This window comes from Variovorax sp. YR266, assembly GCF_900107295.1.
GTDB lineage: Bacteria > Pseudomonadota > Gammaproteobacteria > Burkholderiales > Burkholderiaceae_C > Variovorax.
Genome location: NZ_FNPM01000001.1, coordinates 689,912 through 711,440, shown reverse-complemented (window position 1 = coordinate 711,440; position 21,529 = coordinate 689,912). Strand labels below are relative to the sequence as shown.

The 21,529-nt window shown below is 65.8% G+C and carries 22 protein-coding genes; 12 read left to right on the top strand and 10 right to left on the bottom strand.

Translation table 11 applies throughout. The features are described 5' to 3' along the window. Positions 1 to 18: 18 nt before the first annotated feature. The 7 genes from gspM to gspG form a co-directional block, all read right to left on the bottom strand. Positions 19 to 567: a type II secretion system protein GspM gene (gene gspM, locus BLW48_RS03360; RefSeq protein WP_093172606.1), complete on the bottom strand. Its 549-nt coding sequence runs from the start codon at positions 565 to 567 to the stop codon at positions 19 to 21. Further along, the gene (gene gspL / locus BLW48_RS03355; RefSeq protein WP_093172604.1) at positions 564 to 1,775 is read right to left on the bottom strand and encodes a type II secretion system protein GspL; all 1,212 of its coding nucleotides are present in this window, start codon (positions 1,773 to 1,775) and stop codon (positions 564 to 566) included. Before gspL ends, gspM begins: the two co-directional genes overlap by 4 nt. A gap of 126 nt (positions 1,776 to 1,901) precedes the next feature. Then, entirely contained in the window at positions 1,902 to 2,888 is a 987-nt protein-coding gene (gene gspK / locus BLW48_RS03350; protein ID WP_093172602.1) for a type II secretion system minor pseudopilin GspK, read from the bottom strand. Next, on the bottom strand, positions 2,885 to 3,571 hold the full coding sequence (locus tag BLW48_RS03345) for a PulJ/GspJ family protein (RefSeq protein WP_093172600.1): 687 nt from the start codon (positions 3,569 to 3,571) through the stop codon (positions 2,885 to 2,887). Before BLW48_RS03345 ends, gspK begins: the two co-directional genes overlap by 4 nt. After that, positions 3,571 to 3,954 carry a type II secretion system minor pseudopilin GspI gene (gene gspI / locus BLW48_RS03340; protein ID WP_093048303.1) on the bottom strand — a complete coding sequence of 128 codons (384 nt, stop codon included), beginning with the start codon at positions 3,952 to 3,954 and terminating at the stop codon, positions 3,571 to 3,573. Before gspI ends, BLW48_RS03345 begins: the two co-directional genes overlap by 1 nt. After that, on the bottom strand, positions 3,951 to 4,463 hold the full coding sequence (locus BLW48_RS03335; protein ID WP_093172598.1) for a prepilin-type N-terminal cleavage/methylation domain-containing protein: 513 nt from the start codon (positions 4,461 to 4,463) through the stop codon (positions 3,951 to 3,953). The genes gspI and BLW48_RS03335 overlap by 4 nt, the downstream gene beginning before the upstream one ends. Further along, entirely contained in the window at positions 4,438 to 4,878 is a 441-nt protein-coding gene (gene gspG, locus BLW48_RS03330; RefSeq protein ID WP_093048308.1) for a type II secretion system major pseudopilin GspG, read from the bottom strand. The genes BLW48_RS03335 and gspG overlap by 26 nt, the downstream gene beginning before the upstream one ends. A gap of 50 nt (positions 4,879 to 4,928) precedes the next feature. Here gspG and BLW48_RS03325 point away from each other — a divergent pair, with 50 nt between their 5' ends. Next, the gene (locus BLW48_RS03325; protein WP_093172596.1) at positions 4,929 to 5,561 is read left to right on the top strand and encodes a type II secretion system protein N; all 633 of its coding nucleotides are present in this window, start codon (positions 4,929 to 4,931) and stop codon (positions 5,559 to 5,561) included. 50 nt (positions 5,562 to 5,611) lie between these two features. Here the strand turns inward: BLW48_RS03325 and ilvA are convergent, their stop codons facing one another. Continuing rightward, positions 5,612 to 7,222, bottom strand: a complete 1,611-nt coding sequence (gene ilvA / locus BLW48_RS03320; RefSeq protein WP_093172594.1) for a threonine ammonia-lyase, biosynthetic — start codon at positions 7,220 to 7,222, stop codon at positions 5,612 to 5,614. Positions 7,223 to 7,272: 50 nt separating this feature from the next. Between ilvA and BLW48_RS03315 the strand changes: the two genes are divergently transcribed. Further along, positions 7,273 to 8,403 (top strand): site-specific integrase, encoded by a 1,131-nt coding sequence (locus BLW48_RS03315; protein WP_093172592.1) that lies wholly within the window; start codon positions 7,273 to 7,275, stop codon positions 8,401 to 8,403. A 106-nt stretch (positions 8,404 to 8,509) separates the two neighbouring features. Here the strand turns inward: BLW48_RS03315 and BLW48_RS03310 are convergent, their stop codons facing one another. After that, positions 8,510 to 9,697, bottom strand: a complete 1,188-nt coding sequence (locus BLW48_RS03310) for a porin (protein ID WP_093172590.1) — start codon at positions 9,695 to 9,697, stop codon at positions 8,510 to 8,512. A 271-nt stretch (positions 9,698 to 9,968) separates the two neighbouring features. Here BLW48_RS03310 and BLW48_RS03305 point away from each other — a divergent pair, with 271 nt between their 5' ends. Further along, positions 9,969 to 10,418 carry an OsmC family protein gene (locus BLW48_RS03305; RefSeq protein WP_007834112.1) on the top strand — a complete coding sequence of 150 codons (450 nt, stop codon included), beginning with the start codon at positions 9,969 to 9,971 and terminating at the stop codon, positions 10,416 to 10,418. A gap of 10 nt (positions 10,419 to 10,428) precedes the next feature. Here the strand turns inward: BLW48_RS03305 and coq7 are convergent, their stop codons facing one another. Then, on the bottom strand, positions 10,429 to 11,058 hold the full coding sequence (coq7, locus tag BLW48_RS03300) for a 2-polyprenyl-3-methyl-6-methoxy-1,4-benzoquinone monooxygenase (RefSeq protein WP_093172588.1): 630 nt from the start codon (positions 11,056 to 11,058) through the stop codon (positions 10,429 to 10,431). Between the two features lie 282 nt (positions 11,059 to 11,340). Here coq7 and BLW48_RS03295 point away from each other — a divergent pair, with 282 nt between their 5' ends. The 9 genes from BLW48_RS03295 (at position 11,341) to mctP (ending at position 21,501) form a co-directional block, all read left to right on the top strand. Continuing rightward, positions 11,341 to 12,603 carry a porin gene (locus BLW48_RS03295; protein WP_093172586.1) on the top strand — a complete coding sequence of 421 codons (1,263 nt, stop codon included), beginning with the start codon at positions 11,341 to 11,343 and terminating at the stop codon, positions 12,601 to 12,603. Positions 12,604 to 12,779: 176 nt separating this feature from the next. Further along, positions 12,780 to 13,760, top strand: a complete 981-nt coding sequence (locus BLW48_RS03290; protein ID WP_093172583.1) for an ABC transporter permease — start codon at positions 12,780 to 12,782, stop codon at positions 13,758 to 13,760. A gap of 1 nt (position 13,761) precedes the next feature. Further along, positions 13,762 to 15,033, top strand: coding sequence for a M20 aminoacylase family protein (locus tag BLW48_RS03285; protein WP_093172581.1), 1,272 nt, complete (start codon positions 13,762 to 13,764; stop codon positions 15,031 to 15,033). Between the two features lie 31 nt (positions 15,034 to 15,064). Next, a complete protein-coding gene (locus BLW48_RS03280) occupies positions 15,065 to 16,648 on the top strand; it encodes an ABC transporter substrate-binding protein (protein WP_093172579.1) in 1,584 nt (527 codons plus the stop codon). A gap of 71 nt (positions 16,649 to 16,719) precedes the next feature. Next, positions 16,720 to 17,631: an ABC transporter permease gene (locus BLW48_RS03275; protein ID WP_093048339.1), complete on the top strand. Its 912-nt coding sequence runs from the start codon at positions 16,720 to 16,722 to the stop codon at positions 17,629 to 17,631. A 28-nt stretch (positions 17,632 to 17,659) separates the two neighbouring features. Then, a complete protein-coding gene (locus tag BLW48_RS03270; RefSeq protein ID WP_093075957.1) occupies positions 17,660 to 18,730 on the top strand; it encodes an ABC transporter ATP-binding protein in 1,071 nt (356 codons plus the stop codon). After that, entirely contained in the window at positions 18,727 to 19,722 is a 996-nt protein-coding gene (locus BLW48_RS03265) for an ABC transporter ATP-binding protein (RefSeq protein WP_093172577.1), read from the top strand. Before BLW48_RS03270 ends, BLW48_RS03265 begins: the two co-directional genes overlap by 4 nt. 94 nt (positions 19,723 to 19,816) lie before the next feature. Then, positions 19,817 to 19,996 (top strand): DUF3311 domain-containing protein, encoded by a 180-nt coding sequence (locus BLW48_RS03260; protein WP_093075954.1) that lies wholly within the window; start codon positions 19,817 to 19,819, stop codon positions 19,994 to 19,996. Continuing rightward, a complete protein-coding gene (gene mctP / locus BLW48_RS03255) occupies positions 19,996 to 21,501 on the top strand; it encodes a monocarboxylate uptake permease MctP (RefSeq protein ID WP_093173242.1) in 1,506 nt (501 codons plus the stop codon). Before BLW48_RS03260 ends, mctP begins: the two co-directional genes overlap by 1 nt. The last annotated feature ends 28 nt before the right edge of the window (positions 21,502 to 21,529 follow it).

Genomic DNA, 21,529 nt, shown 5'->3' with positions numbered 1-21,529 from the left:
GCCTGTTGCTCATCGCGCTCATCGCGCCGCGGGCAGCGCCATGACGACGGTGCCGTCCCAGCGGACCTGCGGCGTCTTCGGCGCGTCCTTTGCGCCGGGCGACGGTGTGGCCGGCGCTGCGGTCGGCGCGCGGGTCAGATGGACTTCGCGCGGCACGGCATGCGCGTTGCCGCGGGCCTGGCCGAGCCATTGGGCGACAGTGGACGCGGGCGCGGACCGCAGCGAGACGGCGGCAGCGCCGTCGCCGCCGGTCGTCACGAGCTGCGCGTTGCCGGCGCCGAAGCTGTCGCGCACCGAGGTCTCGAGCGCACGCAGCGCGTCGTCGCGGTTCAGGCGCGGCTGCGATTGCAGTGCCTTCGCGCGGTTCTGCAAGGTGGCCATCTGCTGCAACTGCGCATCGAGTTGCGCATGTTCGGCCGGTGCCGCGGCCAGCGTGCGCAGCGCGGGGGCGAGCGCAATCCACCAAAGCAAGGCCAGTGCCACGAGCGCGGCGGCGGCGTAGACCATGCGGCGCTCGCGCACCTCCAGGGTGGCCCAGTGGGCCTTGAGCTGTTCGCTGAAATTCATCGGTTGGCCTCGGCCTGCACCAGCAGGAGGTCGCCTTCGGTACGCACGTTGTAGCCGCGCGGCGCCAGCGCGCTGGTGATCTGCGAGACCTCCGACGGCTGCAGCCCGAGGCCGCGCAGGCGCAACTGCCCGGCGCTGTAGTCGACCGCGCTCGGCACCTTGCCGGGCGGCAGGTTGGCGGCGAGCGCGCCGACCATGGGTTCGAAGTCGCTGCCCGCCACGTCGCCCACGGCCTGCTGCAATGCGGCAACTTCGCGCTGCATCTGCACCGGCGCGTCGACCACGATCTTCACCGAGGGGAAGGTCTGGGTCAGCATGGCCTTGGCAGCCTGCCGTTTCGATTCGAGCGCACTGCGTTCCTTCCAGGCCCAGGCGTTGAGTCCGATCAGCTGGGTCAGCAGCAGCACGACCACGCCCCAGCGCGCGGCGCGCCACTCGGGCGCATAGCGCAGCGTTTGCAGGACCGATGCGAATTTCTTGCCGGCGCGTGCGCGGCCGGTTGCGGCGAGGTCGAACTGCGCGAGCTCCCAGGGCGTGCGCGCGGCCTGCAGCCAGCGCTGCGGCGATTGCACGATGGGCACGCGGCGCTCGAGCAACTGCTCGGCCGCTTCGGCCACGGCGGGCTCGGTGGTGATGACGGCGGTGTCCAGCGGCAGGCCGCCCGACAGGGCCAGCCCCGCGCCGGCCAGCGGCAGCGAGACCACGCCGTCGGCGTCGCACACCGTGAGCTGCGGCGCCTCGGGCTCGCCCGTGACCAGCAGCAGCGGCGGGCCGTCGACCGGCTGCGGCGCGAATTCAGGGACGATGCGCACCACGCGACGGCCGGCCGCTTCGAGCCCTTGCACGACGCTGCGCAGCCAGATGCGATTGCAGGCCGCGACCCACACGGGCGCGCCGGCCTTGGCGTCGGGTTCGAGCGCGAAGTGCAGGGCTTCGGGTTCGTCGAGCAGGTGTTCTTCGAGCAGGCCGTCGAGCACCGCGCGCAGCTTCGACGCGCTGCCCATGCTGCCCTTGGGCAGCGTGACGCGGTGCCACGAGAGCGCGACGGAAGGAATGCCGAGCATGACCTCGGCGCTCGAGGGCAGGAGCGCCAGCAACGCACGGCCCTGGTTGCGCAATGCAATGCCGTCGTCGCCTGCCTGGGCCCAGTCGTACTCGCCCGCGGCATTGGCCGGAGGGAGGGGGGCAATGAGCAGCAGGGGAGTCATGTGGATCTTGGAAAAGCCGGTGATTGTAGGTGCGCGTCTGACAGGCTGATGCTCTTGTTTCGATAGCGTGTTGCGCAGACGCCATGCGCGTTCGAAGGCTTTTTGTCTACAAATAGGGCATCGAAATCAGGGTTTGACCGTAGTGTCCGTTGCGCCGGCGCCGCGGGTGCGCCAGATCGTCGTTACCGTGACACCGTTGCGCTGTAGAAGCGAGCGCTCCTCGACGTAGGTGCGCTCCAGCCGCAGCCTGCCGTAGACCTCGAAGTACTGCGTGCCCACGCCGTGCTGCACCGTATTGAAGGGCGCGCTGCCGCTAGGCAGTGCGAGGTTCGCAGCGGCGAGGTCCTTGAAGGTGCTTGTGCGTCGGCGCTCCACCAGCTGGCGCGCGCTGGCGATATTGAGCGACTCCATGCTGGCGCTGATGGCTTCGGCGCTCGCGGTGTTGAGGTTGAGCGTGGTCTTCACCGGCAGGATCGTCACGTACGGTTCGAGCGCGGCGGCGGTCGAGGGCGACAGGCCCAGCCACACCAGCTGCGAGACCTGCTGCGGCATCAGCGGCGCGGCGCTGGGATCGCCGCCGTCGCTGCCGTCGGTCGCGGTGCCCGTGGCAAGGGCGGCCACCAGGCCCGTGGTCATCCGGCTGAGCTCCGACGCCGGCAGGCCCAGCAGGTTGAACAGCCGGGTGAAGGTGGCGACGCTGGCGGGCACCGGCTTGCCGTTGTCGACCAGCGACAGCACGTTGAGCTTGGATTGCGCATCGACGATGCGGCCCGAGAGGAAGGCGTCGGGCAGTCCTTCGAGGCTGTCGCTCGACACGTTCTTGTCGGCGGCCAGGAAGCTCGTGAGCCGCGCTTCCTCGAGCGGCACGGCCCAGGGCTCTGCCAGGTTGTCTGGGCCGCCGGTGCGGCCGTCTTCGCTGAGGATCAGGCGCGACCAGTCGAGCGCGCCGACCAGCACCCAGGCAGCCTGCACGCGTGCGCGCTCGGCGCCTTCGACTTCGGCCGCGCGCCATTGCTGCCACAGCGCCGCGGCGGCGAAGGTGGCCACGAGCATCACGGTCAGCATCGCGGCGAGCAGGGCGGCGCCGGACTGGCGCTTCTTTGTTGCCGTCATGATGATTTCGCCGATCCGACGGTCGGCTTGACCCAGTCGCGCGTGAGCGTGCCCGAGAGGCCGTCTCCGGGCGGCAGCGTGATGACGAGACGCACGCCGTCGGGCATGGCGACGACGGGGCCCGCGGGGTTGTTGGGGTTGGGCACGACGGCAGGCAGCTGGCTGGCCGGCACCCAGGTGTTGTCGCGGAAGAAATAGAGCTGCCAGTTGCTGGCTGGCACCAGCGGCACGTCGCTGTAGCCGCCTCCGGCCGCGCTCGCGCCGCCGTCCTGTGCCCAGGCGCCTGCGAAGTTCCAGGCCTGCTGCCATTCGCCGCGCGTGGTGAAGGGCTGCGATTGCCAGCGCCGCCAGCGCACGCCGTCGGAGCCGGACTTCAGCATCCAGGCCACAACCTGCACCGAAGGCGCCGCGTCGTCGCTGCCACGGCGCGTGAGCCGCAACACTCGGCCGTCCCAGTCGATCGGGCGGGTCTGCGCGAGCGTGGTCACGGCGTCGAGGTCGGCGCTCCACTGCGCGAGCGTGGCCTGCAGCGTGAGGACGGCGTCGGCGCGCTGCTGGTTCTGCGTGGTGGTGCGGGACATGCTGTCGAGCCCGCGCCAGCTGATGAGCGAGAGCAGGGCCATCACCGCGATGGCGACGAGCAGTTCGATCAGCGTGAAGCCGCGGGACCTGGAGACGAGCATCAGTACCTCCCCACGATGGTGGAGATGCGCAGGATCGGCGCGTCGGCTTCGTCGCGCACCTGCACGTCGACGCGCCGGAAATTTGGGTTCAGCGTGGACGTGGTCGAAGTGGTCACGTTGAACGAGACGCCGGCCTGCAGGCAGATGGAGCCCGAGTCGCCGATTGCCGGCATTTGCCGCGACAGGCGAGCCTTGGCGAGTTCGTTCTCGGCGCACAGGTCGGCCAGCACGAGATCGGACTGGCGCTGTGCATTGCGCGTGAGCGACATCGTGGCCTGCGAACCCGCGGCCAGCGCCAGCGCGACGATGCCGAGCGCGATCAGCACTTCGATCAGCGTGAAGCCGGCGATGCGAGAGGACGGGGCAGGGCGTCGCGCGCTCATTGCACGGCCGATACGGTGAAGGGGCGCACCCCGTCGGTCGCGATGCGCAACGCGCGCGCGGGCGGGCCGGCGGAATAGAGCATGACCTGCTGCGCCGCGATGATCGGATCGGGCCCGAGCTGCAGCGCGGGAACCAGCGTGCCGTTGGCGAGAGAGGCCTGAGCTGTGATGCCCTCGGCGGCCCAGTTGGCGGGCAGTGCGCCAGGCGGGAGGCCGTCGAACACGAAGCTGCCCTCGACGGGCCGCCACCGCACCACGATGCCGCTGGCGCGCGACTGGGCGCGGGCCGATTCGAGCAGGGCGGCGAGCCGGTCGGCTTCGCGGTCGAGCTTGGCGGCGTTGGTGTCGCGTATTGCGAAGCTGACGGCGGCGGTGGCGATCGCGATGATGGCGATCACCACGATCAGTTCCAGCAGCGTGAAGCCGCGGGCTGGGTGGCCGGGGGGGCGTGGATACCGGTTGCGGCGCAGCGCGCCCGAGCCGCTATTGCCAGCTGCCGATGTCGGCATTCTTGCCCTCGCCGCCGCTTTGGCCGTCGGCGCCGAACGAGAGCACGTCGATCTCGCCCTTGATGCCCGGGTTCATGTACTGGTACGGATGACCCCAGGGGTCGTTGGGCAGCTTCTCGACGTAGGCCTTCCAGTTGGGTGCGGCCGGACCGGTGGTCGGGCGCGTGAGCAGCGCCTGCAGACCCTGCTCGGCGGTGGGGTAGCGCTGGTTGTCCAGGCGGTAGAGCTTGAGCGCCTGCATCAGGTTGTTGATGTCGGTGCGGGCGGCCGTCACGCGGGCGTCGTCGGCGCGCTCGATCACGTTCGGCACGATGAGCGCCGCCAGCACGCCGATGATGACCAGCACGACCATCAGTTCGATCAGCGTGAAGCCGCGTTGGGCGGTGCGGGTGGCGGCACGGAGGAATTTGTTCATAGCTTGGGCGGACATGATTCGGAAAGCGCGCTGCATGATAATCCGCAGCCATGACAAGTCCCTACTCAGCCGCTCGCTGGCATGCCCCACTTGCAACGACGGGGCTTTGGGCGCTGGCGGCCGGTGCCGCGGTGTTCTGGGCGCTGCGCCTGGCTTCACCGACCGACGCCGTGGCGGCGGCCGCGACGATGCCGCGGCCTTCGGTGACGGCCGATTCGGATGCGGTGGCCCGGCTGCTGGGCGTGCTGCCTGCGTCACGCACGGCCCAGGTGGCGCCCGAGGCGGCCAGCCGCTTTGCGCTGTCGGGTGTGGTGGCCGACCCTTCGAAGCAGGGGGCCGCGTTGATCTCCATCGACGGCAAGCCGCCGCGGCCGTTCCGTGTCGGCTCGTCGGTCGGCGACAACTATGTGCTGCAGTCGGTGGGCCTGCGCTCGGCGACCATCGGCACCCAGGCCGACGGCCCGGCGGCGTTCACGCTGCAATTGCCGGTGCGTGCGCCGATCAGCGTTTCCAGCCCCGGGTTGCCGGCAGTGCCTATGTCTGCGCCGACCGGGCCGCTGCCTGCGACGATGCCGGCCGTGATGCCCCCGCCGCAGTTGCCGCAGCAACAGCAGCAACCGGGTGGCCCGCTGTCGCAACCTGCTGCTATGGCACCGCCGCCGCAACAGGCGCCCGCGCAGTAGCAGCGGACAGTTGAACGATCGAAGCCGGCCTTGAGCCGGCTTCTGCTTTTTCAGGCCTGCAGAAAGAGCCGGTACGCCGGGTTGGCCGTTTCCTCGACGTAGGGATAGCCCAGCGTTTCGAGGAAGGCGTCGAACTCGGCACCTTCGCCGGCAGGCACCTGCAGGCCCACGAGGATGCGGCCGTAGTCGGCGCCCTGGTTGCGGTAGTGGAACAGGCTGATGTTCCAGTTCGGCTGCATCAGGCTCAGGAACTTGAGCAGCGCGCCGGGACGCTCGGGAAACACGAAGCGCAGCAGGCGCTCGTCATGCGCGAGGCCAGTGCGTCCGCCCACGAGGTGCCGCAGATGCTCCTTCGCAAGCTCGTCATGGGTGAGATCGAGCGTGTGGAATCCGTGCTCGTCGAAGGTCCGTGCGATGAAGGCCGACTCGCCGCGCGCCGAGGTCGTGAGACCGACGAATACATGCGCCTTGGCTGCATCGCTTATGCGGTAGTTGAACTCGGTCACGTTGCGTGGTGCGCCGCCGCCCGTGGCTTCGGCGTCGCTCGCGGGCATCTCGCCGATCAGCTCGCAGAAGCGGCGGAAGCTGCCGCGCTCTTCGGGCATGGTGACGGCGAACAACGCCTCGCGCTCTTCACCGACTTCGGCGCGTTCGGCAACGAAGCGCAGCCGGTCGAAATTCATGTTGGCGCCGCACAGAATGGCTGCATAGGTCTCGCCGTGGCGACCGTGCTGGGCAACGTATTCCTTGATGGCCGCGACCGCCAGCGCACCGGCCGGCTCGACGATGCTGCGCGTGTCCACGAAGATGTCCTTGATGGCGGCGCACACGGCGTCGGTGTCGACGGCAATGTATTCGTCGACCAGTTCGCTGGCGATGCGGAAGGTTTCCTCGCCGACCAGCTTGACCGCCGTGCCGTCGGAGAACAGGCCGACGTCGGGGAGGTTCACGCGCTGATTGGCCGCGACCGATTGCATCATCGCGTCGGAGTCGTTCATCTGCACGCCGATCACCTTGATCTCGGGTCGCACGGCCTTGATGTAGTTGGCCACGCCGGAGATCAACCCGCCTCCGCCGATTGCGACGAACACCGCATCGAGCGGGCCTTGATGCTGTCGCAGGATTTCCATTGCGATGGTGCCCTGGCCTGCGATGACATCGGGGTCGTCGAAGGGATGCACGAAGGTCAGGTTTTGCTGCGCCTGCAATTCGAGCGCGTGCAGATAGGCATCCGAATAGCTGTCGCCATGCAACACGATTTCGCCGCCGAAACCACGCACCGCATCGATTTTCAGTTTGGGCGTGGTCACCGGCATCACGATCACCGCGCGCGTGCCGAGCTTGCGCGCACCCAATGCAACGCCTTGCGCGTGATTTCCAGCTGATGCGCAAATTACGCCGCTTGCCAATTGAGCAGCACTCAGATGCGCCATCTTGTTATAGGCGCCGCGCAGTTTGAAGCTGAAGACCGGTTGCTGGTCTTCGCGCTTGAGCAGCACGGTGTTGCCGAGCCGTTCGCTGAGCGCGCGCGCCTTCTCGAGCGCGGATTCGACGGCAACGTCATAGACCCGAGCATTAAGTATTTTTCTGAGATAGTCGGCGGGCGTGAGCGCCGGATTAACAGGCGCATTGCGCACGATTTTTTCCATGGGAGTTTTCATTTGCTAACTGTTGATGATAAGAGGCATCGGGATTGCATGCGAGATATGACATGGACACAAATGTCATAAACCTCTTCGGCAAAGCCCCAGCTGCAAATGATTCGGGATTTTTTGGACGCACCTATCCCGCGATTCATCCGACCGCCAATCAATTTACAAATGAGCAGAATCTGTTATCAATTTCTGTCAGTGACCTTTCGAAAGGGCTGATGCAGGCGGAGGCTGCGCGCGTTCAGCGAAAAGAAATTGGGCGTGCCACATGGCAGGTGATGGGCAACAGATTGCGTGCGCACATCGTTCCGTTGCTCGGCGACGTGTCGGCGCAGTCGTTTGCAACCGCCGACGCGCAACGCTTGATCGATCACCTCGGAGAGCAGGGCTTCACCAGCACGACGATTGCCCAGTACCTGGTGCTGTTGCGCAAGGTGGTGATGCACGGCGTGCACATCGGTGTACTTCGCGATGCGCCTCCTTTTCCGAAGGTCAAGGTGCGCAGCCAGCCGCGCGGCAGCTTCAGCGTTGCGGAGTACCGGACGATCATCAAGACCGCGCGCAGCTTGCGCGGGCACTCGCATCCGGTGCTCGATCAACTCGCGGCCGGAGAACGTTTCTGGATTGCGCGCGAGCTGCTCGTCATGCCGGACGAGTTGCCCTGGCTGATCCGCTGGATGGTGAACACCTTCGTGCGTCCGAGCGACATCAAGCTCATGAAGCACAAGCACATCGAGGTCGTGCGCGGCAAGCACGTCTATCTTCGGATGAACCTGCCGGAGACCAAGCGGCACAGTCAGCCCATCGTGAGTCTGTGTCCTGCGGTGCGGGTCTATGAATGCTTGCTCGCTTATCGTGGCGAGCATGGGTATGGCGGAGCGGAGGACTACATCTTCCTGCCGCAGTTGAAGAACCGCGAGCATGCGCTGGCGGTGCTCAACTTCTTCTTTCACTGGGTGCTCGAAAAGGCAGGGCTTGAGAAAGGGCCACTGGGCCAGTCGAGGACGCTCTACTGCCTGCGTCATACCGCGATCACGCTGCGGCTCTTGTACGGGCAAGGGATCGACATGCTGACCTTGGCACGCAATGCGCGCACGAGCGTCAATATGGTCGAGCGTTTCTACGCATCGGTGTTGAGCGGAGAAATGAATGTGGGGCTGCTGCAAAGCCGGCGTAGCCGGGCGAGCTGAGAAAAAGAGAGAGAAAGGACAAAAAGCCGCCCGGCGTGAGCCGGGCGACTTGAGGCTTTGCTGATTCGAACTGGCAAGAGCCAGCATCGGGATCAAACGAGGAAGATCAGAACGCGTGACGGATGCCGAAGTCGTAGCCCGTCGAGGTCTTCGGCGTGAACACGCCAGCAGCCGCGTTGTAGAAAGCCGGGCCACCCACGGTCAATGCCGCGCCGTTCTTGTTGCTCACGCGAGCAACCGTGGCGTAAAGGGCCGTGCGCTTCGACAGGTTGTGCACGTAACCAAGTGCCAGCTTGTTGGCCTTCGGGTCGCGTCGGGTGGCCGACAGGTTGTCGTCGTACTTGACAGCCGAGTAGGACGCTCGGATCAGGCCTGCACCAACTGGCACAGTCAGGCCAAGTAGATAGCCGTTCAGATCGACGTCGGGACGACCGCCGGCGATCGGCCGGTTTTTGTAGTCACGTGAGTTCTCGGCACGCGAAAGTTCGCCGAACAGCTTCACGGGGCCGAAGTCATACGAGGCACCCAGGTTGAAGATGTTTACCGAGTCAGTGGTGCCAGCGTAGTACTGATCGCTAACCGTGCTGTTGCCGTAGGCCACTGCGACGTCCAGAGGACCGTTTGCGTAGCCGAAGCGACCTCCGATGTAACGGCCTGCGCGGCTCTTCGAGGTTGAGCTGTCCGCCGGGGTGAAGCCGCCGTTGCTGTACTTGTCGTTCTCGTGGAACGCATACATCACCTGGCCGTAAAAGCCGCCAAGGTTCGGTGGCAGGAAGTAGCCGATCGAATTGCTGGCGCGAGAGTAGTTCTGGTTGCCGCCGAAGCCGCCGGTGTCCTTGGCGCCGTAGGTCACGGCGTTGAAGCCGTTGGCCGTGTTGATCAGGTTGGAGCCAACGCCGTTGGTGCCGAACGGATCGAAGACGGTGTCGTTCCAGAACGTCGGGGTGTAGTCGCGACCCAGGCGGAGTTCACCGAACCCACCCGACAGACTCACGGTCGAGCGACGAACGAAGGTTGCGAGGCCGGTGGCGCCGTCGTCATTGGTGATGGGGGCTTCGAGCCAGAAGCTGGCTGCCAGGCCGCCACCCAGATCTTCCGTACCACGGAAGCCGAGGCGGCTGGTGTTGTAGCCAGAGTTGGCCAGCGCCGTGCGGCTGACCTTCACGCTGCCCAGATTCGTGGGCCTCAGGTCGCGCGAACTGGACGAGTAACCGCTGATCGACGCGTCGACCACACCAAACAGCGTGACGGACGACTGAGCCGAGGCAACACCGGCAACAGCCAGGGCAGCCAGAGCAACTGCCCTTTCGGTGCGAAAACTAGAGTGGCGGCAAGGCCGGTGAGGGTGGCCTGGAAAGAAAAAAGCCCCGAGCTTTGCAGCTCGGGGCTAAATCCACCAATTGGAAGGGTGGAGGAGACAACTGGGTGCGCATACGTTTGCGCAATGAAATAAAGTATATCGACTGTTTGTTGCGTTGCAACAAGCGAGTGATGCTTTTCCCACACACAAATGGATGTCGGCGTGCATTTTTGCCCGACATCCCAGACCTGGAACTCCGAAAACCATGGAATGCACAGTAAGTTGGACCGGTGACGCAGGCACGCGATCGGCCATGGGCTTCGTTGCCGAGACGGGCAGCGGCCATGTCCTGATGATGGATGGCGCACCGGATGCCGCAAAGCCCGAGAACGGCGGACAAAACCTCGCGGCGCGGCCGATGGAAACCGTTCTTGCCGGCACCGGGGGATGCACTGCCTACGATGTCGTGCTCATACTGAAGCGCGGACGCCATCGCGTCGAGCGCTGCAGCGTCAAGCTGACCAGCGAGCGCGCCGAAAAGGACCCCAAGGTCTTCACGAAGATCCACATGCACTTCACCGTGGCGGGCAAGGGAATTCCGGCCTCTGCCGTGGAGCGCGCAATCGCACTGAGTCACGAAACGTATTGCTCCGCCAGCATCATGCTGGCGAAGACAGCCGAAATCACCACCAGTTTCGACCTGATCGAAACCTGAGCCAAGTGGCCTAGATGCGGTGCGCCAGCGTGGTCATCACGCGGGAAGCCACGCGCATCAGGGCCTTGGCCGGCGCCGGGAGCTCCGCCGCGCCGGCGTCGACAGCCTGCGACGCATGACGGGCTTCGTCTAGCTTCATCTGCTCGACCACTGCCTTGGATGCGCTGTCTCCCGACGGAAGGCGATCGAGGTGGCTGTCCAGGTGGGCCTCCACCTGACGCTCAGTCTCTGCGACGAACCCCAGACTCAATGGGTCTCCGAGGCGGCCTGCGACGAGGCCGAGGCCGAAAGCGCCTGCGTACCAGAGAGGATTCAGGATCGACGGGCGCGCCCCCAACTCGTCAAGGCGTTGCCGGGTCCAGGCCAGGTGATCGGTTTCCTCGTGCGCCGCTTCGAGGAAATGGGCGCGCAGCGCAGGATCGCGTGTCACCGCTGCCTGGGCTGTGTAAAGCGCCTGTGCGCAGACTTCACCCACATGATTCACCCGCATCAGCGCGCCGGCTTCCCGACGTTCCGCTTCACTCATTTCACCCGGTGCCTGTGAGGGGGCGGGCGTCGCCCGCGTGGCATGGGGGCGGGCAAAAAGCGTGCGCAATGCAGCGTCTGCCGCGGTCAGAACAGAGTCGATCATGAGCGTCATGTGGCTATTTGAACGCACATGCGAAATGCCATGCCGGAGCCTCGTCATATTTCACATAGTGGTGCGCAGAGGGGTCTAAGTCCTTTGTTGCAAGCGTGCAACGAAACGCGCGAGCCATCCAAGATTTCGGGCGAATTGTTTTGCCCTGCCGCAGCGGCTCTGGTGCAATAGCATCAACTTCCCAAAAGGAGGTTGGCCCGGGGTCCGGTGGGAGCACAAAAGTGCCAGTCACGGTGAGCCCTTCGCACCGGAGCCCTATGTTTAACCTTGGAGAAACTTGCAATGAAAAAATCTCTAGTTGCTCTGGCTGCCCTGGCTGTTGCCGGTGTTGCCTCGGCTCAGTCGTCCGTCACGCTGTTTGGTGTGGTCGACGCGTCGATCAGCGGCTATTCGAGCACCGCCCGCGACAACCGCGCGACCGTGTTCCCCAACGCTTTCGGTATCCCCACGTACCTGAACCAAGGTTCGGTCAAGACCAGCCGTCGTGAACTGGCTAACTCGGGTTACAACTCGAGCCGCCTGGGCTTCCGTGGTACGGAAGACCTCGGTGGTGGCCTGGCAGCCAGCTTCTGGCTCGAAGCCCCGATCAAGAACGATGACGGCTCTGAAGGTGTTGCAACGTTCGCCCGTCGCTCGACCGTCAGCCTGTCGGGTGGTTTCGGTGAACTCCGCCTGGGTCGTGACTACACCGCTACGTTCTGGAACGACACCGTGTTCGATCCGTTCGGCACCAACGGCGTTGGCACCAACCTGATCTTCTCGGCCAGCAACCAGTTCGGCGCTTTCGGCACCCCCGCAGCATCGACCGGCGCCGCCACCAACACCGGCACCAGCAACTACGTTCGCGCAAGCAACGTCGTTGGCTACTTCCTGCCGCCGAACCTGGGTGGTTTCTACGGTCAAGTGCAGTACGGCCTTGCTGAAAAGACCAAGTACGACTCGGGCATCTTCACGCCTAACGTGGCCAACAGCCAGCGTCAAGGTCGTTACGTCGGTGGCCGCTTCGGCTACGCCAACGGTCCTCTGGACGTTGCGCTGGCTTATGGCAGCAGCACCGTGGGTGACGACTACTACGCCGGCACGACCACCAAGACCAACACGCTGAACCTGGGCGCTTCGTATGACTTCGGTCCCGTGAAGCTGTTCGGTGAACTGTCGCGCGTCAAGAACAAGATCGACTACGAAGTCACCCCGCTGGCTGGTGGCCGTCCTGACATCGACACGACCGGTTACCTGCTCGGCGCTACCGTGCCGGTCGGTGCTGGCCTGATCCGCGCTTCGTGGTCGCATGTCAAGATCGACCAGAACCTGCCGAACAACCCGTTCGCTCTGAACACGCCTGATCCCAAGGCCAACAAGCTGGCTCTGGGCTACGTGCACAACCTGTCGAAGCGCACGGCTCTGTACGCAACGATCGCTCGCGTCAGCAACAAGAACGGCGCTGGCTTCACGGTTGGCGGCCCGGCCTTCTACAACAACGCAGCTGGCGTCTTCACCCCGAAGAGCTCCACCGGCTACGACTTCGGTATCCGTCACGCTTTCTAATTTGACGCTGGCGTAAGCCAGCTTCGAATCAAAAGCTCGAAAGCCACTCGACGAAAGTCGAGTGGCTTTTTTTCGTCTGGACACTCTTGGGGAAACCACGAGGCGCACCCCCGGGGAACCACCGTGCGGGCACGCACCTTGCACTGCTAGCATGCCCCGTTCACTCCGCTCGATGAATGATTGCCTTTGTACTGCGCCGCCTGATCCAGGCCGTGATCGTGATGGTCGCGGTCGCGTTCATCGCCTTTCTCCTCTTCCAATACGTCGGCGACCCCGTCGTGTTCCTGCTGGGGCAGGACGCCAAGCCCGAGCAGATCCGCGAACTGCGCGCCGCATTGGGGCTCGACCAGCCCTTCTTCGTGCAGTTCTGGCACTTTCTCGTCAATGCCGCACAAGGCGAGTTCGGCCTGAGCCTGCGCCAAGGCGCGAAGGTGTCGCGACTCATCGGCGAGCGCTTCCCCGCCACGCTTGAACTCGCGCTCGTCGCGGCCGTGCTGGCGCTGTTCATCGGCATTCCGATGGGCGTGTACACCGCGCTACGCCGCGGCACCTTCATGAGCCAGGTGTTCATGACCGTGTCGCTGCTCGGCGTATCCCTGCCCACCTTCCTGATCGGCATCCTGCTGATCCTCGTCTTCGCCGTGACGCTGGGGTGGTTCCCGAGCTTCGGGCGCGGCGAGACCGTGAAGCTCGGCTGGTGGACCAGCGGCCTCTTCAGTGCCGACGGCTGGCAGCACATCGTGTTGCCGGCGGTGACGCTGGCGATCTTCCAGCTCACGCTGATCATGCGGCTGGTGCGCGCCGAGATGCTCGAGGTGCTGCGCACCGACTACATCAAGTTCGCGCGCGCGCGGGGCCTGACGAACCGCGCCATCCACTTCGGCCATGCGCTCAAGAACACGCTGGTGCCCGTGATGACCATCACCGGCCTGCAGCTCGGCGGCCTGATTGCCTTCGCGATCATCACCGAGTCGGTGTTCCAGTGGCCCGGCATGGGGCTGCTGTTCATCCAGGCCGTGACCTTCGCCGACATTCCGGTGATGGCAGCCTACCTATGTCTTATTGCCCTGATCTTCGTGGTGATCAACCTCGTGGTCGACCTGCTGTACTTCGTGGTCGATCCGCGATTGCGCGTCGGCAAGGCGGGAGGGCACTGACATGACGACAGCGACAGCAGAGGCCCCGCGCCTCAAGGCCTCCGGCCGCGCATTCGCGCACATTGCGAACTTCTATCCCGAGATCACGGCCTTCCGCCGCGACCTGCACGCACACCCCGAGCTCGGCTTCGAGGAGATCTACACCTCCGGCCGCGTGCGCGAGGCCCTGCGCGCCTGCGGTGTCGACGAGATCCACGAGGGCATCGGCAAGACCGGCGTGGTCGGCGTCATCCGCGGCCGTTCGACGGCCAGCGGCCGCATGATCGGCCTGCGCGCCGACATGGACGCGCTGCCCATGCGCGAAGACAACGACTTCGGCTGGCGCTCCGCCAGCGAGGGCCTCATGCACGGCTGCGGCCACGACGGCCACACTGCCATGCTGGTCGGCGCCGCGCGCTACCTGGCCGAGACGCGTGACTTCGACGGCACCGCCGTGCTCATCTTCCAGCCCGGCGAAGAGGGCTGCGCCGGCGCGCGCGTGATGATCGAGGACGGCCTGTTCGACCGCTTCCCGGTCAACGCCGTCTACGCGATGCACAACTGGCCCGCCATGCCGGCCGGCACTGTCGGCATCAACCGTGGCGCGATGATGGCCGCGGCCGACCGCATCACCATCAGCATCAAGGGCAAGGGCGGCCATGGCGCGCACGCCTACCAGACCGTCGACCCCGTGATCGTCGCGGCGCACATCATTACGGCCGCACAGACCATCGTTTCGCGCAACGTGCGCCCGATCGACGCCGCCGTCATCAGCATCTGCGCGATGCAGGCCGGCGATCTCGGCGCGATGAGCGTGGTGCCGGGCGAGGCCACGCTGGTCGGCACCGTGCGCACCTTCAGCGCGCGCGTGCAGGCGCAGATCGAGCAGCGGCTGAACGAGCTGTGCGCGGCCATTGCTGCGGGCTTCGGCGCCAGCGCCAGCATCAAGTACGAGCGCATCTACCCCGCCACCATCAACACCGCGCCCGAGGCCATGTTCGCGGCCGATGTGGCCGAGTCGCTGGTGGGTGCGAAGAATGTCGAGCGCAGCATGGAGCCCAGCATGGGCGCCGAAGACTTCTCTTTCATGCTGCAGAAGAAAGCCGGCGCCTACCTGCGCATCGGCCAGGACGTGCGCGATGGCGCCTACCTGCACAACAGCCGCTACGACTTCAATGACGAGATCCTGCCGCTTGGCGCCGCGCTGCATGCCGGCCTGATCGAGCAGGGCATGCCGCTTGCCGTTACCCGCGGTGCGCAGCCAGGGAGAGCCGCCGCTACCGCGGCGACGTGATGTGTTTGATTCCAACCCGAGGAGTGTTCCCATGAGTTTCAAGAAAAGTGTGGCTGCGGCCGCCGTTTTGTGCGCCCTGGGCGCCGTCAGCATGGTCGCCGGCGCGCAGACCATCCGCATCGCGAACCAGGGGGACGCGCTATCGCTGGACCCGCACTCGCTCAACGAATCGCTACAGCTGAGCGTGACCGCCAACGTCTATGAAACCCTCGTGGGCCGCAACAAGGACCTGAGCCTTGCACCGCTGCTGGCCACCAGCTGGAAGCAGACCTCGCCGAATGTCTGGCGCTTCGAACTGCGCAAGGGCGTGACCTTCCACGACGGCACCCCGTTCTCCGCCGACGACGTGGTGTTCAGCTTTGCGCGCGCCCAGGGCGACGGCTCCGACTTGCGTGCCACGCTGAGCGACATCAAGGCCGTGCGCAAGGTCGGCGACCTCGCCGTCGAGATCGAAACCAACGGCCCCTTCCCGATCCTGCCCGACGTGATCTCGCTCACCATGATCATGAGCAAGAAGTGGTGCGAGGAAAACCAGGCCACCAAGCCGGTGGATCGCCGCAAGGGCATCGAGAACACCGCCTCGTTCAAGGCCAACGGCACCGGCCCGTTCCGTGTGCGTGAGCGCCAGCCCAACGTGCGCACCGTGTTCACGCGCAACGGCACCTACTGGGGCAAGATCGACGGCAACGCGCAGGAGATCATCTTCACGCCCATCGCCAACCCGGCCACTCGCGTGGCCGCACTGGTCTCGGGTGAAGTCGACGTGATGGAGCCCGTGCCGGTGCAGGACATCGCCCGCATCAACGCCGCGCCCAACGCCCGCGTGATCACCGGCCCCGAGATGCGCACCATCTTCCTGGGCATGGACCAGAAGCGCGACGAGCTGCAGTACTCGAACATCAAGGGCAAGAACCCGTTCAAGGACAAGCGCGTTCGCCAGGCCTTCTACCAGGCCATCGACATCGTCGGCATCCAGAAGACCGTGATGCGCGGCGCCTCCAAGCCCACCGGCCTTCTGGTCGGCCCCGGCATCAACGGCTGGACCGCCGAGCAGGACAAGCGCTTGCCCTACGACGTCGAGGCCGCCAAGAAGCTGCTGACCGAAGCCGGCTATCCGAACGGCTTCGAAGTGTCGCTGAACTGCCCGAACGACCGCTACGTGAACGACGGCCAGATCTGCCAGAGCGTTGCCTCCAACCTCGCGAAGATCGGCGTCAAGATCAACCTCGTGGCTGAAACCAAGGGCACCTACTTCCCGAAGGTGCTGCGCCGCGACACCAGCTTCTACATGCTGGGCTGGACCCCGACCACCTACGACTCGCACAACGCGCTGAGCTCGCTCACCTCCTGCCCCGACGACAAGGGCACCGGCCAGTTCAACCTGGGTGCGTACTGCAACCCCAAGCTCGACGAGCTGACCAAGAAGATCCAGTCCGAGAGCGACAAGGCCAAGCGCAACGAGCTGATCAAGGAGGCGTTCAAGATGCACGCCGACGACATCGGCCACCTGCCGCTGCATCAGCAGTCGCTGGCCTGGGGCGTGAGCAAGAAGGTCGAGCTGGTGCAGCTGGCCGACAACTTCATGTACTTCAAGTGGATGAGCATCAAGCCGTGATCCCGCTGGCCACCCGCAAGGCGGCCTGACCATGGGCCCGCTTCTTGCGGGCCCATTCCTTTTGCCTCACGATGAAAAAAACACTCGCCCGTTGGCTCGACAGCGATGTCGGCTACAGCTTTCGCACATCGCCCGTGGCCATTGGCGCGGCGCTGATCGCGCTGGTCTGCGTGGTCTGCGCGGTGTTCGCCGGATGGGTGTCGCCGCACAACCCCTTCGACCTCGCCACCCTCGAGCTCAGCGACGCGCGCCTGCCGCCCGCATGGAGCGCCGAAGGTTCGGCCAAGTACCTGCTGGGCACCGATGACCAGGGCCGCGACATTCTCTCGGCCGTCATCTACGGCGCACGCATCTCGCTGATCGTCGGCCTGGTGTCGGTGGTGCTGTCGGTGGCGGTCGGCGTGGTGCTGGGCCTGCTCGCCGGCTTCTTCGGCGGCTGGCTCGACTCCTTCCTCATGCGCGTGTGCGACGTGATGCTGTCGTTTCCGCCCATCCTGGTGGCGCTGCTCATCGCCGGCGTCGGCCGCGCGCTCTTTCCCGGCGCGCACGAGTCGCTGGCCTTCGGCGTGCTGATCATTTCCATCTCGCTGACCGGCTGGGTGCAGTACGCGCGCACGGTGCGCGGCTCCACGCTGGTGGAGCGCAACAAGGAATATGTGCAGGCCGCGCGCGTCACCGGCGTGGCGCCTATGCGCATCATGCTGCGCCACGTGCTGCCCAACGTGATGGGGCCAGTGATGGTGCTGGCCACGATCCAGGTGGCCACGGCCATCATCACCGAGGCCACGCTGTCGTTCCTCGGCGTGGGCGTGCCGCCGACTTCGCCTTCGCTGGGCACGCTCATCAGCATCGGCAACCAGTACCTGTTCTCGGGCGAATGGTGGATCACGGTGTTTCCGGGCCTGATGCTGGTGCTGATCGCACTCAGCGTGAACCTGCTCGGCGACTGGCTGCGCGACGCGCTCAATCCGCGTCTGCGCTGAAGAGAAGAAAGATTAGGAGAACGCCACCATGACGCTGCTCCAGGTCAAAGACCTCGTCGTCGAATTTCCGCACCGCCGCGGCACGCTGCGCGCGCTCGACCGCATTTCATTCGACATCGCGCCCGGCGAAATCCTCGGCGTGGTGGGCGAATCGGGCGCCGGCAAGTCGCTCACGGGCGCGGCCATCATCGGCCTGCTCGAGCCGCCGGGCCGCGTGGCCGGCGGCGAGATCCTGCTGGAGGGCCAGCGCATCGACAACCTCGGCTTCGACGCGATGCGGCCCATTCGCGGCCGCAAGATCGGCGCGATCTTCCAGGACCCGCTGACTTCGCTGAACCCGCTCTACACCGTGGGCCGGCAGCTGATAGAAACCATTCGCGCCCACTTGCCCGTGACCGAGAGCGAAGCGCGCAAGCGCGCCATCGGCCTGCTGCAGGACACCGGCATTCCCGCCGCCGAGCAGCGCATCGACCACTTCCCGCACCAGTTCTCGGGTGGCATGCGGCAGCGCGTGGTGATCGCATTGGCGCTTGCGGCTGAGCCGAAGCTGATCGTGGCCGACGAGCCGACCACCGCGCTCGACGTGTCGATCCAGGCGCAGATCATTCAGCTGCTCAAGCAGGTCTGCAAAGACCGCGGCGCGGCGGTGATGCTGATCACGCACGACATGGGCGTGATCGCCGAAACCTGCGACCGCGTGGCCGTGATGTATGCCGGCCGCATTGCCGAGATCGGCCCGGTGCACGAAGTGATCCACCAGCCCGCGCATCCCTACACCTCCGGCCTGATGGCCTCGATTCCCGACATGACGAGCGACCGCGAGCGGCTCAACCAGATCGACGGTGCGATGCCGCGGCTCAACGCCATTCCCACCGGCTGTGCCTATAACCCGCGTTGCCCGCGCACCTTTGCGCGATGCCTCGTCGAGCGGCCCGAGCTCATGCATGCCGGCGCCACGCGCGCTGCCTGCTGGCTGCACGATGCGGCCGATCCGCATGCCGGCCAGGCCGAGATTGCGGCAAGGCATCACGACGCATTGGCGGCCGGCGAACGCGCCACGCCCGAAGCGGCCGAACCCATCGTGGAGGTGACGCGATGAGCGAACCGCTCGTGGTCGCGCACGACCTCGCTCGCACCTTCGACGTCTCGCCGCCCTGGCTCAACCGCGTACTCGAACGCAAGCCGCGCGTGCTGCTGCACGCGGTCGACGGCGTGAGCTTTTCCATCGAGCGCGGCAAGACGCTGGCGCTGGTAGGCGAGTCGGGCTGCGGCAAGAGCACCGTGGCGCGCCTGCTGGTGGGCCTCTACGCGCCCACGCGCGGCGGCCTGCAGTTCGACGGACAGGACGCGCACGCCGCGTTCAAGACCCCCGAGGGCCGCAAGCTGCGCCGCCGCATCCAGATGATCTTCCAGGACCCCTACGCGAGCCTGAACCCGCGCTGGATCGTGGAAGAAATCATCGGCGAGCCGCTGCGCGAGCACGACATCCTGAGCGACAAGGCCGCGCTGCGCGAGCGCGTGGGCGAACTGCTCAAGTCGGTCGGCCTCTCGCCGCTGGACATGAGCAAGTACCCGCACCAGTTCTCGGGCGGCCAGCGCCAGCGCATCTCGATTGCGCGCGCGCTCGCCACGCAGCCCGAGTTCCTGGTGTGCGACGAGCCTACCTCGGCGCTCGACGTGAGCGTGCAGGCGCAGGTGCTCAACATCATGAAGGACCTGCAGCGCGAGCAGGGCCTGACCTATCTCTTCATCTCGCACAACCTCGCCGTGGTGCGCCATGTGGCCGACCAGGTCGGCGTGATGTACCTGGGCCGGCTGGTCGAGGTGGCCGACAAGCAGAAGCTGTTCTCGGCGCCGCAGCATCCATACACCCGCATGCTGCTCGATGCCATTCCGCAGATGAAGCACACGGGGCGCCAGCGCACGCCGGTGCAGGGCGAAGTGCCGAACCCGCTGAACCCGCCCACGGGCTGCGCCTTTCACCCGCGCTGCCCGCATGCGAATGCGCGCTGTTCTTCCGAGCGCCCGAAGCTGCTGAGCATCAAGGGCGTGCAAGTCGCTTGCCATGCGGCCGAGGAGGGCCGCATCTAGCACGGCCGCTTAATCCGGGTCGGCGCCGCGTGTTCGGCTTCAGGTCTATAACTCCTTGGTGCTTTCGTAAAAATCACACCAAGGAGAACAGCACATGTGGGCCTTGCTCTTGTTGCCCTTCATCGGGCTTCTGTGGCTGCCGTTCTACAACAGCCCCTTGCCGGAGCTGTTCGGCTTTCCCTTCTTCTACTGGTACCAGCTGCTGTGGGTGCCGATCACCGCGCTGCTGATCTGGATCGTCTACCGCAGCGGGTATGAAGAGGGAGACGAATGATGGACGGCCAGATCAACTGGACCGCGCTGTCGGTCTTCGTCTTCTTCTTCGTGCTGGTCACGGTGATGGGCTTCTGGGCCTCGCGCTGGCAGAGCGGCGGCGCCAAGGGCAAGGGCGCGCACCTCGACGAGTGGGGCCTGGGCGGCCGCAACTTCGGCACCTGGATCACCTGGTTCCTGGTGGGCGGCGACTTCTACACCGCCTACACCGTGATCGCCGTGCCCGCGCTGGTGTACGCCGTGGGTGCCTACGGCTTCTTCGCGCTGCCGTACACCATCCTCGTGTACCCGATCGTCTTCATCATCATGCCGAAGCTCTGGCATGCCGCGCACAAGGCCGGGCACGTGACTGCCGCCGACGTGGTGTACGGGCGCTACGGCTCGCGCGCGCTGGAGCTGGCCATTGCCGTGACCGGCGTGGTCGCGACCATGCCCTACATCGCGCTGCAACTGGTCGGCATGGAGGTGGTCATCAAGGCGCTGGGGCTCACGGGCGAGCTGCCGCTGGCGGCGGCCTTCGTGATCCTGGCGCTCTACACCTACTCGGCGGGGCTGCGCGCACCGGCGCTCATCGCGTTCGTGAAGGACCTGATGATCTACATCGTGGTGCTGGTGGCCGTGGTGCTGGTGCCCATGAAGCTCGGCGGCTACGGCAGCGTGTTCCACGCGGCGGGCGATGCCTTCGCGGCCAAGGGCGGCGCGACGGGGCTCACGCTCAAGCCGGCGCAGTACCTGCCGTACGCGAGCCTGGCGCTGGGCTCGGCGCTTGCGGCCTTCATGTACCCGCACACGCTCACCGGCATCTTCGCGGCCAAGAGCGCCAACACCATCCGCAAGAATGCCGTCTTCCTGCCGGCGTACACGGTGCTGCTGGGGCTCATCGCGCTGCTGGGCTACATGGCCTATGCAGCCCATCTCACGGTGAAGAGCAACAACGACGTGGTGCCGGCGCTCTTCAATGCGCTGTTCCCGTCGTGGTTCGCGGGCTTCGCGTTCGCGGCCATTGCCATCGGCGCGCTGGTGCCGGCGGCGGTGATGTCGATCGGTGCGGCCAACCTGTTCACGCGCAACTTCTGGAAAGCCTACGTGCGGCCCGACGTCACGCCGGCGGGCGAGGCCAAGGTCGCGAAGATCGTGTCGCTGGTGGTCAAGCTGGGGGCGCTGGTGTTCATCCTGTTCCTGCCCACGCAGTTCGCGCTCGACCTGCAATTGCTGGGCGGCCTGTGGATCCTGCAGACCTTCCCGGCGGTGGTGTTCGGCCTGTTCTTCGGCTGGTTCCGCGCACCGGCGCTGCTGGCGGGCTGGGCTGTGGGGCTGCTCGGCGGCAGCTGGCTGGCGTTCTCGGACGGCATCAAGCCGGTGCACACCTTCGTGATCGGCGATGGCAGCTACACGCTATACACCGGGCTGGCGGCGCTGGTGCTCAACATCGTGGTCGCGGTGGTGGTGCAACTCGTGGTCAAGGGAGCGCCGCTGCGCGAGGCGCCTGTGCTCGCGAGTAAGTAGGGCGGAACCATCGATCTTCGAAAAAGTG

What these genes read in the sequence shown, in the direction of transcription:
- gspM (WP_093172606.1), bottom strand. Translation starts at nt 567, where the DNA reads ATGAATTTCAGCGAACAGCTCAAGGCCCACTGGGCCACCCTGGAGGTG.
- gspL (WP_093172604.1), bottom strand. Translation starts at nt 1,775, where the DNA reads ATGACTCCCCTGCTGCTCATTGCCCCCCTCCCTCCGGCCAATGCCGCG.
- gspK (WP_093172602.1), bottom strand. Translation starts at nt 2,888, where the DNA reads ATGACGGCAACAAAGAAGCGCCAGTCCGGCGCCGCCCTGCTCGCCGCG.
- BLW48_RS03345 (WP_093172600.1), bottom strand. Translation starts at nt 3,571, where the DNA reads ATGCTCGTCTCCAGGTCCCGCGGCTTCACGCTGATCGAACTGCTCGTC.
- gspI (WP_093048303.1), bottom strand. Translation starts at nt 3,954, where the DNA reads ATGAGCGCGCGACGCCCTGCCCCGTCCTCTCGCATCGCCGGCTTCACG.
- BLW48_RS03335 (WP_093172598.1), bottom strand. Translation starts at nt 4,463, where the DNA reads ATGCCGACATCGGCAGCTGGCAATAGCGGCTCGGGCGCGCTGCGCCGC.
- gspG (WP_093048308.1), bottom strand. Translation starts at nt 4,878, where the DNA reads ATGAACAAATTCCTCCGTGCCGCCACCCGCACCGCCCAACGCGGCTTC.
- BLW48_RS03325 (WP_093172596.1), top strand. Translation starts at nt 4,929, where the DNA reads ATGACAAGTCCCTACTCAGCCGCTCGCTGGCATGCCCCACTTGCAACG.
- ilvA (WP_093172594.1), bottom strand. Translation starts at nt 7,222, where the DNA reads ATGAAAACTCCCATGGAAAAAATCGTGCGCAATGCGCCTGTTAATCCG.
- BLW48_RS03315 (WP_093172592.1), top strand. Translation starts at nt 7,273, where the DNA reads ATGGACACAAATGTCATAAACCTCTTCGGCAAAGCCCCAGCTGCAAAT.
- BLW48_RS03305 (WP_007834112.1), top strand. Translation starts at nt 9,969, where the DNA reads ATGGAATGCACAGTAAGTTGGACCGGTGACGCAGGCACGCGATCGGCC.
- coq7 (WP_093172588.1), bottom strand. Translation starts at nt 11,058, where the DNA reads ATGACGCTCATGATCGACTCTGTTCTGACCGCGGCAGACGCTGCATTG.
- BLW48_RS03295 (WP_093172586.1), top strand. Translation starts at nt 11,341, where the DNA reads ATGAAAAAATCTCTAGTTGCTCTGGCTGCCCTGGCTGTTGCCGGTGTT.
- BLW48_RS03290 (WP_093172583.1), top strand. Translation starts at nt 12,780, where the DNA reads ATGATTGCCTTTGTACTGCGCCGCCTGATCCAGGCCGTGATCGTGATG.
- BLW48_RS03285 (WP_093172581.1), top strand. Translation starts at nt 13,762, where the DNA reads ATGACGACAGCGACAGCAGAGGCCCCGCGCCTCAAGGCCTCCGGCCGC.
- BLW48_RS03280 (WP_093172579.1), top strand. Translation starts at nt 15,065, where the DNA reads ATGAGTTTCAAGAAAAGTGTGGCTGCGGCCGCCGTTTTGTGCGCCCTG.
- BLW48_RS03275 (WP_093048339.1), top strand. Translation starts at nt 16,720, where the DNA reads ATGAAAAAAACACTCGCCCGTTGGCTCGACAGCGATGTCGGCTACAGC.
- BLW48_RS03270 (WP_093075957.1), top strand. Translation starts at nt 17,660, where the DNA reads ATGACGCTGCTCCAGGTCAAAGACCTCGTCGTCGAATTTCCGCACCGC.
- BLW48_RS03265 (WP_093172577.1), top strand. Translation starts at nt 18,727, where the DNA reads ATGAGCGAACCGCTCGTGGTCGCGCACGACCTCGCTCGCACCTTCGAC.
- BLW48_RS03260 (WP_093075954.1), top strand. Translation starts at nt 19,817, where the DNA reads ATGTGGGCCTTGCTCTTGTTGCCCTTCATCGGGCTTCTGTGGCTGCCG.
- mctP (WP_093173242.1), top strand. Translation starts at nt 19,996, where the DNA reads ATGGACGGCCAGATCAACTGGACCGCGCTGTCGGTCTTCGTCTTCTTC.